Annotated in this window: 18 protein-coding genes and 1 tRNA gene; 9 read left to right on the top strand and 10 right to left on the bottom strand. The window is 56.9% G+C overall.

Annotated features, from left to right (window positions below):
• Positions 1-86 precede the first annotated feature (86 nt).
• The 4 genes from ACQ4W7_RS05505 to ACQ4W7_RS05490 form a co-directional block, all read right to left on the bottom strand.
• Complete coding sequence (locus tag ACQ4W7_RS05505) at positions 87-785, bottom strand: glycoside hydrolase domain-containing protein (RefSeq protein ID WP_436529045.1); 699 nt, start codon at positions 783-785, stop codon at positions 87-89.
• Between the two features lie 92 nt (positions 786-877).
• On the bottom strand, positions 878-1,147 hold the full coding sequence (locus tag ACQ4W7_RS05500; protein ID WP_436529043.1) for a hypothetical protein: 270 nt from the start codon (positions 1,145-1,147) through the stop codon (positions 878-880).
• Between the two features lie 31 nt (positions 1,148-1,178).
• Positions 1,179-2,423 carry a hypothetical protein gene (locus tag ACQ4W7_RS05495; protein WP_436529041.1) on the bottom strand — a complete coding sequence of 415 codons (1,245 nt, stop codon included), beginning with the start codon at positions 2,421-2,423 and terminating at the stop codon, positions 1,179-1,181.
• A 67-nt stretch (positions 2,424-2,490) separates the two neighbouring features.
• Complete coding sequence (locus ACQ4W7_RS05490; RefSeq protein ID WP_436529039.1) at positions 2,491-3,888, bottom strand: hypothetical protein; 1,398 nt, start codon at positions 3,886-3,888, stop codon at positions 2,491-2,493.
• A gap of 381 nt (positions 3,889-4,269) precedes the next feature.
• Here ACQ4W7_RS05490 and ACQ4W7_RS05485 point away from each other — a divergent pair, with 381 nt between their 5' ends.
• The 3 genes from ACQ4W7_RS05485 to ACQ4W7_RS05475 all read left to right on the top strand — a co-directional run bounded on the left by ACQ4W7_RS05485 (position 4,270) and on the right by ACQ4W7_RS05475 (position 5,444).
• Complete coding sequence (locus tag ACQ4W7_RS05485; protein WP_436529037.1) at positions 4,270-4,470, top strand: response regulator transcription factor; 201 nt, start codon at positions 4,270-4,272, stop codon at positions 4,468-4,470.
• 21 nt (positions 4,471-4,491) lie between these two features.
• On the top strand, positions 4,492-4,680 hold the full coding sequence (locus ACQ4W7_RS05480) for a LuxR C-terminal-related transcriptional regulator (protein ID WP_436529035.1): 189 nt from the start codon (positions 4,492-4,494) through the stop codon (positions 4,678-4,680).
• Positions 4,681-4,910: 230 nt separating this feature from the next.
• The gene (locus ACQ4W7_RS05475; RefSeq protein ID WP_436529033.1) at positions 4,911-5,444 is read left to right on the top strand and encodes a hypothetical protein; all 534 of its coding nucleotides are present in this window, start codon (positions 4,911-4,913) and stop codon (positions 5,442-5,444) included.
• Between the two features lie 807 nt (positions 5,445-6,251).
• On the opposite strand, the gene ACQ4W7_RS05470 is transcribed toward ACQ4W7_RS05475, so the two are convergent.
• From ACQ4W7_RS05470 to ACQ4W7_RS05455, 4 genes are all read right to left on the bottom strand, one after another.
• Positions 6,252-6,419 (bottom strand): hypothetical protein, encoded by a 168-nt coding sequence (locus ACQ4W7_RS05470; protein ID WP_436529031.1) that lies wholly within the window; start codon positions 6,417-6,419, stop codon positions 6,252-6,254.
• A 295-nt stretch (positions 6,420-6,714) separates the two neighbouring features.
• Positions 6,715-7,161 (bottom strand): ester cyclase, encoded by a 447-nt coding sequence (locus ACQ4W7_RS05465; protein WP_426074765.1) that lies wholly within the window; start codon positions 7,159-7,161, stop codon positions 6,715-6,717.
• A 33-nt stretch (positions 7,162-7,194) separates the two neighbouring features.
• Positions 7,195-7,782, bottom strand: a complete 588-nt coding sequence (locus tag ACQ4W7_RS05460; protein WP_436529029.1) for a flavodoxin family protein — start codon at positions 7,780-7,782, stop codon at positions 7,195-7,197.
• A 125-nt stretch (positions 7,783-7,907) separates the two neighbouring features.
• Positions 7,908-8,999 (bottom strand): aldo/keto reductase, encoded by a 1,092-nt coding sequence (locus ACQ4W7_RS05455; RefSeq protein ID WP_436529027.1) that lies wholly within the window; start codon positions 8,997-8,999, stop codon positions 7,908-7,910.
• Positions 9,000-9,117: 118 nt separating this feature from the next.
• On the opposite strand from ACQ4W7_RS05455, the gene ACQ4W7_RS05450 reads away from it, so the two are divergent.
• The 3 genes from ACQ4W7_RS05450 to ACQ4W7_RS05440 all read left to right on the top strand — a co-directional run bounded on the left by ACQ4W7_RS05450 (position 9,118) and on the right by ACQ4W7_RS05440 (position 11,473).
• Positions 9,118-10,026 carry a LysR family transcriptional regulator gene (locus ACQ4W7_RS05450; RefSeq protein ID WP_436529025.1) on the top strand — a complete coding sequence of 303 codons (909 nt, stop codon included), beginning with the start codon at positions 9,118-9,120 and terminating at the stop codon, positions 10,024-10,026.
• A tRNA-Phe gene (locus ACQ4W7_RS05445) sits at positions 10,017-10,190 on the top strand. The genes ACQ4W7_RS05450 and ACQ4W7_RS05445 overlap by 10 nt, the downstream gene beginning before the upstream one ends.
• A 140-nt stretch (positions 10,191-10,330) precedes the next feature.
• Positions 10,331-11,473 (top strand): serine hydrolase domain-containing protein, encoded by a 1,143-nt coding sequence (locus ACQ4W7_RS05440; protein ID WP_436529023.1) that lies wholly within the window; start codon positions 10,331-10,333, stop codon positions 11,471-11,473.
• A 111-nt stretch (positions 11,474-11,584) separates the two neighbouring features.
• Here ACQ4W7_RS05440 and ACQ4W7_RS05435 read toward each other — a convergent pair whose 3' ends face one another.
• On the bottom strand, positions 11,585-12,517 hold the full coding sequence (locus tag ACQ4W7_RS05435; RefSeq protein WP_436529021.1) for a LysR family transcriptional regulator: 933 nt from the start codon (positions 12,515-12,517) through the stop codon (positions 11,585-11,587).
• Positions 12,518-12,645: 128 nt separating this feature from the next.
• Here ACQ4W7_RS05435 and msuE point away from each other — a divergent pair, with 128 nt between their 5' ends.
• The 3 genes from msuE (at position 12,646) to ACQ4W7_RS05420 (ending at position 15,326) form a co-directional block, all read left to right on the top strand.
• Positions 12,646-13,227 (top strand): FMN reductase, encoded by a 582-nt coding sequence (msuE, locus tag ACQ4W7_RS05430; protein ID WP_436529019.1) that lies wholly within the window; start codon positions 12,646-12,648, stop codon positions 13,225-13,227.
• A gap of 66 nt (positions 13,228-13,293) precedes the next feature.
• Complete coding sequence (locus ACQ4W7_RS05425; protein ID WP_436529017.1) at positions 13,294-14,274, top strand: DUF1852 domain-containing protein; 981 nt, start codon at positions 13,294-13,296, stop codon at positions 14,272-14,274.
• Positions 14,275-14,297: 23 nt separating this feature from the next.
• Positions 14,298-15,326, top strand: coding sequence for a methionine synthase (locus ACQ4W7_RS05420; RefSeq protein ID WP_436529015.1), 1,029 nt, complete (start codon positions 14,298-14,300; stop codon positions 15,324-15,326).
• Between the two features lie 38 nt (positions 15,327-15,364).
• Here the strand turns inward: ACQ4W7_RS05420 and ACQ4W7_RS05415 are convergent, their stop codons facing one another.
• The gene (locus ACQ4W7_RS05415) at positions 15,365-15,811 is read right to left on the bottom strand and encodes a hypothetical protein (protein WP_436529013.1); all 447 of its coding nucleotides are present in this window, start codon (positions 15,809-15,811) and stop codon (positions 15,365-15,367) included.
• Between the last annotated feature and the right edge of the window lie 9 nt (positions 15,812-15,820).

The following is a 15,820-nucleotide window of genomic DNA, read 5'->3' as shown; positions in this document are numbered from 1 at the left end:
ACCATTCGGATTATTAGTCATTGAAAGCGTTTAGCGTCAGCCTCTCGGCTCACTTTATTGCTGTTCACGACTCGGATTGCAACTCATCACTGAGGTGCGCTCGGATCCGCCACGCTAGCGCAGCTGAGGTCAGCTTTCATGCTGGTGATCGGTGCCCCGGGCAGGTCCAGCTCACTGTTTTGCTCGCATTGCCATGCTATTGCGTCCGTATAGCCGCAACTGGCTGGGGCGAAGTCCGGAAATCCATCGATCGAGCCCTCATAACGGTGTACGGCAACGGTGGCTACCTCCCACGCCCAGATGCGCAACGCGGGCGCCGGATTGAGTTGGCAGATCAGCGTTGCCATGTCGGGCGCCAGGTGATGCGAGCAATAGATGCCCGGATTGTAGCCGCTTTCGGTCACTGCAGTGACCCAAGCGCTGATATAGGCTTGGGCGTCCTGGCTCGGGCTGCTGCCGTCTTCCCAGTCGAGATAGATGTACGACTGTGGAGGGAAACTCTCTTTGCCTGCGAGCTCGGCGGCCAGCGCACCGTCAGTGCTGCCTTGCGGTCCCACTGCATTATGGGAGCCCGGCCCCGCAGTTTGCTGGCCGACGAAGATGGGCGCCATACCCCAGCCCTGGGCTAATAGCCGCTGGCGCTGGCCCATCCAGCTGGTATTGTCGTGGCTTGGTGCAGGCGCGAGGTAGTAGCCGCACCATCTGAGATTGGTGTTGAGCTGCAGCCATTCAAGTTGGGCGAGGCCTGGGTGGATGTCGGTATCGAATCCTGCGTAGTTGGTCATGGCATTTCCTCTCTGCTTAGGCGTCCGAAGGACGCGAAGATTGGTGAATTTCTCAGCTGTTGATTTCCCTGCGGCGCGGGTGCAGGTCCAGGTTAGTGGGCTGATCGAGTCTTGATGAGGCGCGCCTGCGTTATAGCGGCGTTGGTCGGAACCACGGCCCCCGCCGCCGGATGCGTGCGGTTGTAGGTCGCGTACACTGCCAAGACATTATTCGTGAGAGAGGGCTGCAGGCCATCGACCTGGCCCTGAGTCGGCTGGATGCCATGCTGGTGCCCGTCGGCGTACTTCATCTCATCCGATTTCACGTTCTTACTCACCGGAGCGGCGGCGTAGTATTCGAGCCATACGAAATAGTCAGACATTTGATTTCCTTTAGAGTTTGAAAAAATCCGGTCATGGGGCCGGAGGGAAATTGGCCACGTCCGTGCTGACCACGCCGAGCAAGATAGGCAAAGTCGATGGGACGGGGCCGATGGTAATGGTCTGGACATCGTCGCTATAGACCGGTCCCTTGCTACTCATCGATGTGACCAGCTTCGAGTCGAAGTTGAGGGGGCCGATGCTGACAGAGTCGCCCTGCGGGTCGGACAGGAGCGTTTTCGCGTTCTTAAAGACTTGGCGGTCGTCGAAACGCAGGATGACGGTGGGTTCGAAGGCGAGGACGACCTGGTAGATGCGGCGCGCGAGAACGCCGCCTGCCGCAAAGAATAGAGCCTTGTCCGTGGGCGAAAGCTGGTCGGCGAACAGCCGCACCGCGGTGTCGCTAAACCATCGGGCGGGCCCGATCATGAAGGTACCGAGTCCCGTGAACGAGACCTCAAGCGAAAAATTGCTTGAATCTCCATTGGAAGCCAGCGCCACGGGCCGGTAGTGTTCGACGGCAGCTTGCGCAGAGTTCCGCGGTGAGGTGGGAGGCTGCGCCGTGCCGGCCGCTAACGCGGACTGTAAGGGATCGGGGGTGGCCATGACAACCCTGAAAAAGGCGGGGGGAGTTGGAACCTGGGGTGCCACAGCTGTGTCCGGCGATAGTTGCGCCGCCATGGTACTGACTGGCGGCAGCATCAACGTGTTCATCGACGGTGACGATCCCGACGGGTCGCCGATGCGCGAACTGAAGCTAATCACGCCGCCTGCTCGGGTCTGGCCCCTGGCGCTTAAACTTTGCCACTCCTGGTATCGCGTCCGAAACCCGGTGTCGAGTTCGTAGGCCGGTAAAAAAATTGCCTGCAATGCCTGCGCCGTCCCGCCCGGCCCCGGCGGCAGGTAGCCCCCCGGCGATTGCGTGCCCACTTTCGCGGGCATGTTGAAGCCAGTTTGCGCCGCGCTACATGCGGCGGCCATGTTGGCCTGTGCCATCGCCAGCGCCGGCGATTCGATGCGCTGCAGAAAGAATCCGTAGGCGTCGCTCAGGCTCGCCTGGGGCACGAAATTGGGCGCCGCAGCTGGCACCGTGTCACCGATGCGGAAGATCTCGGCATTGGCGACTTGCGGGTCGGCGTTCGCGAAATCCGCCATAAGCGTCGTCTGACCGAACGCGAAGTGTTGGCCGGGTCCAAGCCCCCCGGGAAACAGCGTACTCACGAGAGCCTGCGACCACTCCGACCATGCCACTTCGAGACCGCCTTCAGGTGTTGTCATGATTGATCTCTCCAATCGGGATGCTAGGGAAGGGCCCGCTCGCGCGGGCCAGTGGGGACTGACTACCCTAAACCTTGCTACTGACTACTCCGAGGAGGACCGGCATTGTCGACTTAATCGGTCCGATCTTCAGCGATGACGTTGCGTCGTCGTAATGGATCTTGTCCTTCGATGAATCAGCCCCGCCGGAGCCGCTGAAGCTGAACGGGCCGACTCCAACGGAGACGCTCGCCTGGGTCTGCCACGAGCTCTTCAGCCGGCTGTAGTCGGAGGCGCTGAGCTTTACCGTGATCGTTGGTTCAAAGCCGAGCACGATCTGCGAGGCCCGGCGCGCCAAGGCACCGTCGTCGGAGAAGAAGTCCGGCGCACCCGGTTTCAATTTGCCCTTGTAGGTCGACAGCAGCGAACCGTTCTGCCACCAAGGACCTGGGGTGATGCCGAAGGCCTTCACGCCGACGAACTCGACATCGACGCTGAAGTCGGACGAACTAGCATCCACGCTCACCGTCTGCGCGCTCGACGATGACGAAGCGCTGGCCGACCAGAAGAAACTGCTCCAGCTCGCTTTGGCCGACGCATTCCAGCCCGATTCCTGGTAGTCGTAGTCGTTGCTGTGCGAGTCGAAGTGGAAAGTTTCGCCGATCTGGCCGGCAGCGCTCGCCTTCTGCCATTCGGCGTAGGTCGCGGCATAGGCCGTGTCCAGCGAATACAGTGGCACGAACGAAGAGACGCCCTGGGCCGTCGTGCTGGTGCTGGCTGCCGCAGCGGCACCGATCACCGCTGCCGTCGATCCCGGTGGAACGTATGTCGCGGAGGTGACCTGCATGTTGTAGCCATTCTGCTTCATCGGATCTTGGGCGCCACCATTGATACTGGTGATCTGGCGCGCCAGTTGAACCTGTGCGTACCCCGGCCCGTATAACTGGCTGCTCAGCTGGTCGACCTGGGACTGCGCGCCGTCGAGCTGGCTCTTGGCAACGGCTAACTGCGGGTAGTTGGTCAGGACCCAGGACTGGAAGGGCGCGATGGTGTCCCCAACCGACGTAGCGGCCGTCTTCTGGGCCAGGTACTGCGTCACAGCGGCGGTGTATTGGGTGTTGTAGCCGGTCTGTATAGCAACTAAGCCAGGTGTTGCGCCACCGTCGCCGTTAATTGCGATGTTCAGTTGCGACTGCAGGTTCGGATTACTGTCGCCGCCTAGATTAATCCAGTCGAGGAATTGCGAGTACGAGGTCAGCAAGCCACTGGGCGCGGGATTGTATGCGGGGCTGTTGGCAGGAACGATGTCACCGAGCGCATATACGCCATAGTTCGTGACGCCGGGATCGGTAGCGTTGAGATTGACGGAGCGTGCCACCGACGCGGCCGAGAACACCATGTCGGAGCCAATGCCGCCCGGAAATAGCTTGGACTGCATGGCCTGCATCAACTGCGCCCACATTTTGGATTGATCTACGTTTGCCATCTTGGTTACCTCAAGTTAAGGGTTCGTTTCGGAAGCAGGTTACATTTGCGGCCTGCCTACGTAATATCCTTCTTAAACTTGAGTGTTACCATTACCGCCGATGACGAGCCATGACCAGACAATAACCCGCCACAGGAACAATGGTACCGAATTCAATCCAGTATCGGCCTCGGCCGCGGGTCGCCAACCCATAGCGACGGACACGTCATTCAGCCGCCCCGGGGCTGGCCCGGGCCAAAAATGGCGCAGCCCCGGCACGATGGCTTGGACCACGTTCAAACCGATGTCTCCTCTGAGCAATTTCGAGCGATGGGCCGAAATAGCCAGCGTGTGCGCATCGAGGCCTCTTGATCCGCGAAACAGGCGGGGAGCAGCAGGTCAATGAGTCATGAATCTGAGCCGTTCACCCGGCGCGAGTCGCAAATTTTGCTAGCTATTGCTGGTGGGCTGTCGTGCCGAGATATAGGCACTCAGTTGTCGATCACTGAGTCGACGGTCCGCAAACACCGGAGCAACATGCTCAACAAACTTGGGTTACGCAATGCAGCTGAGCTACTTGCGTACGCCCGAAACGCTGGCTGAATTCGGACGAGCCGGATACCCTTGGGAGCAGCCCTTTCCAGGCGCGAACAGGAAGTCATGGTTCTCATCGTTCAGGGCCGAACGAGCAAGGAAATCGCACGTCTGTTTGGCGTCAGCGTACTTACCGTGCGCAAGCACCGCGAGAACCTCCTTCGTCGATTGGGCTTACGCAGCACTGCCCAGTTGATTGCGCTCACCCTAGATTTGTAAAAATAGCTTGTGGAGTTGACAGGTAGCGAGCGCATTGAATCGACGGCTTCGGCTGATTGTCAGACTTGGTGCAAAAGGTTAGTGCTTCGGTACCCAAAACGATGTAAATGACTCGTAATTCCAAGCCATGTCAGTACGACATTGGGAGTATTGAGTTATCAAAAAGTAAATTGCATCATAAATAACGGACCGCTGGCGTCGTGCTTGACGGCCTAAACATTGAGGGATGCATGATGGATAAAGAACTGAGTGCAATGGCCGCGTTGCCTTCAAAAGCCGGCCGCACCACGGCCATAGCGCGCACGAGCACCGTTGAGCCTGAGGAGGCCGGCGACGCCAAGGAGGCCAACGCTACTCTCGGCAAGCCCAGCCATAGGCATCCGAAGTTTCACTTTTTGGTAAGCCAGGACGAGGAACACGTGCGGCTCGAACTCATTGTGGATGGTTCGGTCGTCGACTTGGGCGAACGCGCTCATCATCAAACGCTGCTGTTGCTTGCCCGGGAGCGACGTGGGGACGAGTGTCAAAGCATCATCTCCTCGGAGGCTGGCTGGCGCGATATGGTGTCGCTCGGTGCGATGCTCGGCATCGACACCCAACACATCAACACGCACTTATTTCGGGCGCTGCGCCAGCTCTCCCCTGCATTGCGCCAATTGGTGATCGAGTTGGACCTTGTTGAACGCCGACGCGGACAAGTACGTTTTGGGGACACTGCCTTTGAGGTTGTCGATTGGAAAGGGCTTGCGGCAGTGCGGGCATAACGCCCGACTTCTCATGTGGCTTCCGGACCGACGCCCCCTGCAAGTGGTAGCGGTCCGTAGAGGTGGCTGCGAGGATCGACCTGATGCTCATCTCGGGAGGTGACACGCGGAGACAATGGATGCAACCTTATATTTTTTAGTAACCCATGCTTGGGCCGTAGTTTACATGATGGCTGGCCAACGGTTTTGGCTCTGTTGCTTTTCTGGTTGTTTGGCTGATCACGCTTAACGAATGGCTATGGCGCCGAGATTCCAAGAGGAACTATTCCATGGCCATGCACCACGTTTTGAGGGCCTAACGACTGATTGAATTATTGCGTGCAGAATCGAGTTTGTGAACACAATCGATTTGTGCCTCGAGCTCAAATCTTGCCGGTAGCAACATGGACCGTACAGACGGGGGCTGATTTGCTTCGTTCACTGAGTCATCACGGCCGGGCGCATGCTATGCGGATTGTCGATGTAAAACGACCTGATGCCTTGCTCCGACCAGGTATGTGATTGATGCTTTCCTGAAATCCTCCATCCTGAGGTCGTCATCCTTACGCTCGAATGCGATGCGGTGAGCTGCGATCCACAGGGCGATACTAATTCTTGTGGGCTGCGCCATTTGTGGAGTGAGCGCCTACCGTTGACCGGCTAAAAAAATGGAAGATTCGCGGCCGACGGCCAAGTTTTCACGCAGACTGGTGTGGACGCGGATCGTCGCTCTCCAAGGCGGCTCACGCTCGCACATGCAATATTGTTTTGGATTTCACGTGCCGTGAAAATTCAAAAAAAATTGCTGCCACCTGGCACTTCACAAGTTCAGCTCTCCGCCAGCCGCGACTTGACCGATGGGCGCTGTACGGCACAGGTGTTCAGGGCTTCTCCGCTTTGACAAGCGTCCTTCCAGCCCAACGGCATGATGCCGTCCTTGACGATCTCGGCTTCCTCGCGCCTGTTGCGTTGGACCGGTGCTGCACGGCGAGGCATCAACGCTCTGGCCGCAGGTGCGCAAGGTAGGCCGTGCTGCTGTAATTGTTGTGGGGCAAGCACAGATCGTTCAATGCGATTGGGGGGCTGCAGTGATGAGAATACTCACGCCACGTTGCAAGCGCTCAGTACGAGGTGCATCAAACCCAGGTGATCTGGCGCTGCCCAGACCATTGAATGACAACCTGGCCAACAGCAGGCGTCAGTTGTTTGCGCGGCGGGGGAGCCGCGTTCAGATGCCAGCATTCTGCATCAGCTGATATTTCTGATGTAATGCCGGCCGATATTGATGGGTTTAACCGTGCGATGGGAATTGGCCCAGTTGCAAAAACAAACCGAACCAGTCTTCCATGTGCCACGTGGTCGTGATTAGGCCGTTGGCGACGGTGTGAAATTCGTGCAGACGGAAGCTCACCTTTTTGCCGGTTGGTGCGATGCCGAACAGCTCGCCCAGATGCGTACCGCTGATCTCGGCACGCACGCCAATCTTGCCCGGCTCTTGGAGCATGTCGTGGATGGTGATGTGAACATCCGGAAACGCGGCAGCAAGCATACGAATGATGGGCTTGATGCCGGACGGACCGGGTCCCTGGCCTGGCGCCAGTGGAATATCCTCCCACTGTGGAGCTAGGACCGAATCCACCATATCTGGGTTTTGCTCGCTGAACGCGCGATACAGCGTTTCGACTGCGATGCGTTCGGCGCGTAATTGCGAGGACAAGTCTGTAGTTGACGTTTTCATGAAAGTAATTAGTTGAGTTGGTTGAGAATGGATTCAGTGTGGTGTAGAGGCCAAGAACAATTTGGCAGCTATCTCGGCAACACGCGAGCCGTAAAGACGCGCGGTTTCCAAGTCACCCGAAGACATTTCCTCCGGTGCCGCATCGGCCGGCGACAGTGCCATCGGCCCTAGGAAGGAACCCATACGATTGATGTCATCTCGTTGAGAAGCCTTTGTGTTGGACGATTTCATTCCCACGCCCACCCAGATACCGCGATGTTGTGCGGCAAGCAGGGTGAAATACTGCAGCGTCGCCAGTTTGTCGCCATTGACGCTGGCGCTATTAGTGAATCCGCCAAAAACTTTGTCCTTCCAAAGATCGGCGAACCATGGTTTGGACGAAGCGTCCGCAAATTTCTTGAACTGCCAGCTAGGCCCGCCCATATAGGTGGGCGATCCAAAAATGATGTAGTGTGCATGCTCGATTTCCGCCCATGCCTGGTCGGACAGATTCCCATCTGCATCGATTTGCAACAAGCCTGCTTTCGCACCTGCCGCTACGGCATCGGCCACCCGTTTCGTGTGGCCGTAGCCTGAATGAAAAATAACGACGCCTTTTAATTCCGATGGATGCATGCTCATGATAAAAACCCTTAATGTTAAGTAATGTAGTTCGCCAGCTCTAACTGGCATCAGAAAAAACGGAATACGCAACGCTGCGATCAGTGGGCCTGTGCACCTGCTTTAAGCTGCACCCTGCGCGTCGTTCAGAGATCAATGGCAGCCTCCTTTGCATTGACTGTTGGACTCGGGCCGCCTGGCATGATTTGGCTGCCGGAGGGCATACGTGTGTGAGCGGTGCGCGCGAGCATCCACCCGGGATATTCGGGCGTGAGCTCGCTGACGGTATCAAGCAAGCCGAGGTCGTCAGCATCAAGTTGGAGCTTGACGGCACCCAAGTTCTGCGCCAGCTGATCAAGGTGTTTTGCGCCAATGATTACCGACGTCAAGAAAGGCTTTGCCAAGACATAGGCCAGCGCGACGCTCGCTACACTGGTGCTATGCTTCTCGGCGACGTGGCGCATCGCGTCCACACATTCCCAAGCTTTATTCCTGTCAACGGGCGGAAAGTCGAACGCTGCGCGCCTCCCTTCGCTCGACGAATCGGGGCCGAACTTGCCCGACAGCAGACCGCCTGCAAGCGGTGACCAGACGAGCAGGCCCATCTTTTCCTCGGTTAGCATCGGCACGACTTCACGCTCGATATCCCGCCCCGCAATCGAGTAATAGGCTTGTACGGTTTCGAAACGTGCATATCCATGGCGACGGGCAATACCATTGGCTTTGGCGATCCGCCACGCCGACCAGTTCGAGACGCCGATGTAACGCACCAGTCCACGCGAAATAAGGTCATCGAACGCACGTAGCGTTTCTTCGATCGGTGTGAGGGGATCGTTGGCGTGCACCTGATAGAGATCGATGTAATCGGTCTGCAAACGTTCCAAGCTTGCCGATACCGAATCCATAATGTGCCCGCGCGAGGCTCCCCTGTCATTCGGGCCGGTGCCTGAAGGGTTGAATACCTTGGTGGCAATGACGATGTCCTTGCGCGCCACGCCAAGATTTTTTAAAGCCTGCCCCAGCATTCGCTCGGACTGGCCGTGCGTATACACATCGGCGGTATCGAAGAAGTTGATTCCTGCCGCCAGGGATTGCTCGACGATACGATCAGCGGTCAGTTGATCCATCCCCGCAATATCGTGATACAGACCTTCTTGTCCCGAAGGCCCGAAGGTCATTGTGCCGAGACAAAGCTCGGACACGAACAGTCCAGTGTTACCCAGTTGCTTGTAGCGCATTGCGAGCTCCAACATTCGTGGGGAGCAACCGTTTGCTCCAGTGGAGTTAACTATGCCCTGTGCGACTTTTGCTATAAAGTACTCCAATCAAAACCCGTTGTTACTCAAAAGAATTACAATGAAAAATCTGGAGGCCCTGGCAATCTTTGTTCGCATTGCAGAAATGGGCAGTTTCACTCACGCAGCGGAGAGTCTCGGCATCCAGAAAGGACGCGCGTCGAACGTGGTGCGTGAACTGGAGGCTCAGATGGGCGCCCGTTTGCTGCACCGCTCAACTCGGACAGTGCAGTTGACGGAGGATGGGCGCAGCTTTTACGCGCGCGCACGTGCACTGCTTGCTGATGCTGAGGAGCTAAGTGTGATGTTCGCCGCGAGCGAGGCCCCGCTCAGCGGCCGTCTCCGCATCGATCTGCCGACCGAATTCGCTCGCTCCACGGTCATGCCAGCGTTGCCCACGTTCATGGAGAGATACCCCGGCATCGAGCTGGAGTTATCCAGCACTGACCGGCGCGTTGATTTGATTCAGGAAGGAATGGATTGCGCCCTTCGCGTCGGTGGCATCGTTGACGAGACCCTCGTTGCGCGGACGCTTGGCACCTTGCGGATGGTGAATGCCGCGAGTCCAGCCTACCTAGCGCGGTACGGTGTTCCGCACACGCTGGAAGACCTATTGGCGCAGGCACATCGCATGGTGCACTACACCCCAACACTGGGCAGTCGGACGCTTGGTTGGGAATATCCAACAGGTCAGACCTATGCTGTGCTTGCACTTCCAGGATCGCTCAGCGTCAACAACGTGCAGACATACCATGGTGCCGGTTTGGCGGGGCTTGGGCTGATTCAGGCTGGCCTTTCGAGCCTGAAGCCTTTCCTTCACAGTGGTGAGCTGGTAGAAGTTCTGCCTGATTTGCGGCCAAAATCCTTGCCAGTGTCTATCGTGGTAGCACATCGGCATAATCTGTCACGCCGGGTACGCATCTTCGTCGAGTGGCTTGAGAACATTCTGACGCCTTACCTGGACCGGTAGTCACGGCGGACTGCGATTCCCTTGACCTAGGCAATGCGCTCAGTTTTGCTGAAGCAGGCACGCATGTTCTTTCTTGGTCTTGGAGCCAAGTTCTATTTTATTGAAAGATCACATAAGGATTGAAAATCCTTGTGTCGGTGGGTCGATTCCGCCCCGGGCCACCAAGAAGAAAACGCTACCTCCGGGTGGCGTTTTCTTTTATCAGGCACCACCGTTCATTCTCTGGAAAAACCATACGAATGACTTTTTTCTGTCACCGCTGAATCCATTGTGCGAGAATGCCCCTCTCCCCTGGATGGTGCGCATGATGACCAAACTCGCCGCAATCATGATTGGAATGACACTAGTGCTGGCAGCTTGCAAGCCCGCAGCCCCAGTACCTGCGCATGACATTCCTGCGGCAATGCGCCAGACCGCAAGCACGCTGCTGCAATCAAAATTTCTACACGCGACCTCGATTGCTGTCGTTTATCGCGGCAAGGAATTCATTCTGCATCAAGGCGAGCTGGAGACCGGCAAAGCCAATCCGCCGAACGATACAACGCTATATGAAATCGGCTCAGTCAGCAAAACTTTTGCTGGCCTGCTACTGGCGAACGCAGTGCTTGATGGGAAGGTGGCGCTCGACGATCCCATACAAAAGTACCTGGCAGCCGCCTACCCGAACCTGCAGTCGCAGGGCCAGCCAATTCGCTTGCGCCATTTGATCACGCACACCAGCAATATGCCGGGCATGCTGCCATTGCAGGTGAACACCGTATTGAAGGATTTCACTGCACACGCCACGCCGGCAAAGCTCAATGCAGCCTACGCCAACTACGGACAACAGCAATTCTGGCAGGACTTGCACACAGTCAGCATCAAAGGTCCGCTTGGCAAGGACTACGCCTATTCAAGCGCCGGTACCGAACTCATTGCGCACACGCTCGAAAAAATCTACGGAATGCCCTATGAAGTCCTGCTCACGCAATTCGTCGCGCGCGAAGCCGGCATGCACGATACCAAGCTGAGAATCACAGCCAGGGATACCGGCCAGCTGGCGCCCGGCTACCACAGCGACAATCCCGTCGTCACAACAGCGATGCCACAACTGCCTTGGGGGGCAGCGGGCAACCTGAAGTCGACTATGCCGGATATGACGAAGTACCTGCGCCTGCAATTGGGCGCCAATCCCGCGGTCGTCGAATCACACAAGCCGCTGGTACGCTTTCAGGACGACTTCAGCATTGGCTATTTCTGGAACATCGGTAGCAATCGCCAGTTGGGCACGCATTATGTCCACCATGGCGGCGTGCCACGTGCGCAAAGCTACGCTTACGTCGTTCCTCAATATCAGCTTGGGGTTTTCATCATCACCAACCAGAGCGGCGACGCTACTGCCAGCGCCATGGAAAGCGCGCTGGCGCATATTTTCAATACAGTGGAATCCATGGAAAGCGCGAAGTAGGCCGGGAATGGAAATGGTTGACGCGGGCAATATCCGGGGCGCCGCTGCGCTCAAAGCAGGGCACTGACTTCCAGGGAATAGCCGTGCGTGATGTTGTTGGCGGGCCTGGATTTATCTGGATGCATCAAGGGCGTTAGCATCGTTTCCTTGCGCAACGACGATAGCAGGCTGGCGGGCCAGTTCGATGAAGGCCCGCACGTAGTCGATGGCGGTGTCCGCCTCGCGTGCCCCCAGGAAGATCTGCTTGGCGACGCCGCGCACGCCCAGCCGCACAGGCACCACGTCCATCTTGGCCGCGTATTCCTCGACCAGCCAGCGCGGCAGGGCGGCCACACCGCGGCCGCTGGCTACCATCTGCAGCATGATATCGGTGGTTTCGATGGCTTTGTGGCGCTTGGGCGTGACACCGGCCGGCAACAGGAACTGGTTATAGATGTCCAGGCGCTCGATGTCCACGGGGTAGCTGATGAGCACTTCCTGGGTCAGTTGCTGGGGCTTCACATAGGCCGCGGTAGCCAGGGCATGGCCCTTGGCCACGACGAGCACCTGCTCGTAGTCGAACACGGGTTCGAATGTCAGCCCTGGCTTGTATAGCGGGTCGGGCGTGACCAGCAAGTCGATCTCGTAGCCGAAGAGCGCGCCGATCCCGCCGAACTGGAACTTCTGCTTGACGTCCACATCCACGTCGGGCCATGCGGCCAGATAGGGAGACACCACTTTGAGCAGCCACTGGTAGCAAGGGTGGCATTCCATGCCGATGCGCAGCGCGCCGCGCTCGCCCTGCGCGAACTGGCCCAGGCGCTCTTCGGCCAGGTCCAGTTGCGGCAGCACCCGGTTCGCCACCGCCAGCAGATACTGGCCGGCCTGCGTCAGGCGCAGGCTTCGCCCTTCGCGCAGCCAAACGTCGGTGCCCAGTTGCTGCTCCAGCTTCTTCATGCTGTGGCTCAGGGCCGACTGGGTCAGGTGCAGCACGCTCGCTGCGGCCGTCAACGAGCCTTGTTTCTCGACCTGCTGGACGATGCTGAGGTGGATGCGTTCAAGCATTGAGATGAGCCATGTTCATGGATGTATGAAATAAGACCATTATACTTCATCGATTCCCGCCGCTATCATCGATCCCCTTGTTGCCTGTATTTTTCGGCCCTGGCGCATCCATCCCTATGAAAGCAAAAATGACACGTCCACTTCGTTTAGTCGCGGTTTCCGGCGGGCTGCAACGCCCTTCGAAGGCTGCAGCCCTGGCAGAGCACCTGATGGATCTGATCGCCGACGAAGTGCTGTGCGAACAACGCCTAGTCGAACTGGGTCAGCTCGCACCGCAGCTCGCCGGCGCGGTCTGGCGCTCCCACCTGCCCGATACGGTGGAGCGCGAACTTGCAGCAGTCGAGCAAGCCGACATCCTGGTGGTGGCAACACCAGTCTTTCGCGGCGCGTACACGGGACTGTTCAAGCACTTCTTCGACTTCATTCATCAGGACGCCTTGATCGACAAGCCAGTCTTGTTGGCTGCCACCGGCGGCAGCGAGCGCCATGCCCTGATGATCGAGCACCAGTTGCGCCCGCTGTTCAGCTTCTTCCAGGCACGCACATTGCCGCTGGGCGTTTATGCAACCGACAAGGATTTCCTCGACTACCGTCTGCAGGACGAGGCATTGATCCAGCGGGCCACTTTGGCGGTCCAGCGGGCATTGCCCTTGATCGAATTGACGTGCCATGCGAGAGCTGCCAAGGCTGATGAAGCGGTCGCGGCCTGACACGCATCACGACGGCCAGCAATCCACACATTCATTTTTTCGCAGAAATCAGGACACCAGATCACCATGAGCAAAGATTTTATATTCAGCATCAAGAGTATTGTTTTCGATGAAAACTATCATCCGGCCGACAATACGCGCCTGACGACCAACTTTGCCAATCTGGCCCGGGGAAACAGCCGCCAGGAAAACCTGCGCAATACCCTGAGGATGATAGACAACCGTTTCAACAACCTGGCGCATTGGGACAACCCGAAAGGCGATCGCTACTCCGTAGAGCTTGAAATCATTTCCGTGGAGTTGAATATTGATGTCAAAGGCGGCAATATTCCATTGATCGAGATACTGAAACCGACCATCATCGACAAAAAAACCGGGGCACGCATCGATGGGATTGCAGGCAATAACTTCTCCTCTTACGTGCGCGATTACGACTTCAGCGTAGTGCTGGCAGAGCACAACAATAATAAATCTGCATTCAGTGCACCAGATGATTTCGGCGATTTTCATGGCAAGCTGTTCAAGCACTTTGTAAGATCAAATACTTACAAAAAGCGCTTCAACAAGCCGCCGGTCATCTGTCTCAGTGCATCGAGCAGCAAGACCTATCAGCGGACCGGAAATCAGCATCCCGTATTGGGTGTCGAGTATCAACAAAACGAGTTTTCCTCCACCGATCAATATTTTGAAAAAATGGGGATGCAAGTTCGCTACTTCATGCCGCCGGATAGCGCCGCGCCGCTGGCGTTTTATTTTATCGGCGACCTGCTGGACGACTATACCAATCTTGAACTGATCGCCACCATCAGCACGATGGAAACATTCCAGAAGATTTACCGGCCCGAAATTTACAATGCCAATTCGGCGGCAGGCAAGTCGTATCAGCCCAGCCTGAAGAATCAGGATTATTCATTGACGCAGATTGTCTACGACCGGGAAGAGCGCAGCCAGCTGGCTGTCAAGCAGGGAAAATATACGGAAGAGCACTTCATCAAGCCATATAAAAATGTTCTTGAACAATGGACTGCCACCACGCTCTCTAACTAACAAAAATACACGAAATCACCATCATGAAAAAATTATTACCGACTTCCACTGCCGGCAGCTTGCCCAAACCTTCCTGGCTTGCCCAACCTGAAAAGCTGTGGTCGCCATGGAAATTGCAGGACGAGGAATTGATCGAGGGCAAACAAGATGCTTTACGTTTGTCCCTGCAGGAACAGCAGCACGCAGGCATCGATATCGTCAGCGATGGCGAGCAGACCCGCCAGCATTTCGTCACCACGTTTATCGAGCACCTGAGCGGAGTCGATTTTGACAAACGCGAGACCGTCAGAATTCGTGATCGCTATGATGCGAGTGTGCCGACCGTCGTTGGCGCGGTGAGTCGCCCAAAGCCGGTTTTTGTCGAAGACGCCAAGTTTTTACGTCGGCAAACCACGCAACCGATCAAATGGGCCTTGCCAGGTCCGATGACGATGATTGATACGCTGTATGATAGCCACTACAAGAGCCGCGAAAAACTGGCCTGGGAATTCGCTAAAATTCTCAATCAGGAAGCCAAAGAATTAGAGGCTGCCGGGGTCGACATCATTCAGTTTGACGAACCCGCATTCAATGTTTTCTTTGATGAGGTGAATGATTGGGGGATTGCTACCCTGGAAAGGGCGATTGAAGGGCTCAAATGCGAAACTGCCGTCCATATTTGCTATGGCTACGGTATCAAAGCCAATACTGACTGGAAAAATACGCTGGGGTCCGAGTGGCGGCAATACGAAGAATCCTTTCCCAAGCTGCAGCAATCGAATATCGATATCATCTCGCTGGAATGCCACAACTCGCGTGTTCCAATGGACCTGATTGAACTCATTCGTGGCAAAAAAGTGATGGTCGGGGCCATTGACGTGGCAAGCAATACCATTGAAACGCCGGAGGAAGTCGCCAACACCCTGCGCAAAGCGCTGCGGTTTGTCGATGCAGACAAGCTCTATCCGAGTACCAACTGTGGCATGGCGCCCCTGGCTCGTCGCGTAGCCAGAGGCAAATTACATGCGCTCAGTGCAGGCGCAGAAATCATCCGAGGAGAACTCTCAACCTAGCAGGCGGGTGACATACCGAACAGGTGAGTAGCGGTACTTTACAACTCGTTTTCTGCCTGCGTCTTGCCCAACACCGCCAGCATCACCCGCAAGCGCTCCGCCATCCGTGCCCGCAAGGCTTCGTTCAGTAGTGGCGCCACTTGCGTAAAACCATCCGCGATGCGCACCAGCAGCAGCGAGGCGGCGCTGACCGTCATGCTGCGCCGCGTGCCGCGCAGGTCGTAGCGCAGGATGCGCACCACGCTGCGTTCGGCCGTCAATGGATGGTGGCGCGTGTCGGCGAACAGGCGCTTGCGCAAGGACGCATTGAGTGTCGGCCGGCTTTTAGCGATGGCCAACAGTTCCTGCACCAGCGCGTCAAGGTGATGCAGCCTGGGACTAGCCAGCTTGGCAATGTTCGGTTTGGGCGTGTCACCCACGGTTAGCGCACCCCAGCGCTCACCGTTGCCCGACAGACGCAAGAACTGCGCATAATATATAAACATAAAATTGAA

The organism is Janthinobacterium algoris (genome assembly GCF_051380935.1).
GTDB lineage: Bacteria > Pseudomonadota > Gammaproteobacteria > Burkholderiales > Burkholderiaceae_D > Janthinobacterium.
This window is presented reverse-complemented; position numbering and strand designations above follow the sequence as displayed.

What these genes read in the sequence shown, in the direction of transcription:
- ACQ4W7_RS05485 (WP_436529037.1), top strand. Translation starts at nt 4,270, where the DNA reads ATGAGTCATGAATCTGAGCCGTTCACCCGGCGCGAGTCGCAAATTTTG.
- ACQ4W7_RS05455 (WP_436529027.1), bottom strand. Translation starts at nt 8,999, where the DNA reads ATGCGCTACAAGCAACTGGGTAACACTGGACTGTTCGTGTCCGAGCTT.
- ACQ4W7_RS05505 (WP_436529045.1), bottom strand. Translation starts at nt 785, where the DNA reads ATGACCAACTACGCAGGATTCGATACCGACATCCACCCAGGCCTCGCC.
- ACQ4W7_RS05450 (WP_436529025.1), top strand. Translation starts at nt 9,118, where the DNA reads ATGAAAAATCTGGAGGCCCTGGCAATCTTTGTTCGCATTGCAGAAATG.
- ACQ4W7_RS05425 (WP_436529017.1), top strand. Translation starts at nt 13,294, where the DNA reads ATGAGCAAAGATTTTATATTCAGCATCAAGAGTATTGTTTTCGATGAA.
- ACQ4W7_RS05415 (WP_436529013.1), bottom strand. Translation starts at nt 15,811, where the DNA reads ATGTTTATATATTATGCGCAGTTCTTGCGTCTGTCGGGCAACGGTGAG.
- msuE (WP_436529019.1), top strand. Translation starts at nt 12,646, where the DNA reads ATGACACGTCCACTTCGTTTAGTCGCGGTTTCCGGCGGGCTGCAACGC.
- ACQ4W7_RS05420 (WP_436529015.1), top strand. Translation starts at nt 14,298, where the DNA reads ATGAAAAAATTATTACCGACTTCCACTGCCGGCAGCTTGCCCAAACCT.
- ACQ4W7_RS05475 (WP_436529033.1), top strand. Translation starts at nt 4,911, where the DNA reads ATGATGGATAAAGAACTGAGTGCAATGGCCGCGTTGCCTTCAAAAGCC.
- ACQ4W7_RS05440 (WP_436529023.1), top strand. Translation starts at nt 10,331, where the DNA reads ATGATGACCAAACTCGCCGCAATCATGATTGGAATGACACTAGTGCTG.
- ACQ4W7_RS05435 (WP_436529021.1), bottom strand. Translation starts at nt 12,517, where the DNA reads ATGCTTGAACGCATCCACCTCAGCATCGTCCAGCAGGTCGAGAAACAA.
- ACQ4W7_RS05470 (WP_436529031.1), bottom strand. Translation starts at nt 6,419, where the DNA reads ATGCCTCGCCGTGCAGCACCGGTCCAACGCAACAGGCGCGAGGAAGCC.
- ACQ4W7_RS05500 (WP_436529043.1), bottom strand. Translation starts at nt 1,147, where the DNA reads ATGTCTGACTATTTCGTATGGCTCGAATACTACGCCGCCGCTCCGGTG.
- ACQ4W7_RS05490 (WP_436529039.1), bottom strand. Translation starts at nt 3,888, where the DNA reads ATGGCAAACGTAGATCAATCCAAAATGTGGGCGCAGTTGATGCAGGCC.
- ACQ4W7_RS05460 (WP_436529029.1), bottom strand. Translation starts at nt 7,782, where the DNA reads ATGAGCATGCATCCATCGGAATTAAAAGGCGTCGTTATTTTTCATTCA.
- ACQ4W7_RS05495 (WP_436529041.1), bottom strand. Translation starts at nt 2,423, where the DNA reads ATGACAACACCTGAAGGCGGTCTCGAAGTGGCATGGTCGGAGTGGTCG.
- ACQ4W7_RS05465 (WP_426074765.1), bottom strand. Translation starts at nt 7,161, where the DNA reads ATGAAAACGTCAACTACAGACTTGTCCTCGCAATTACGCGCCGAACGC.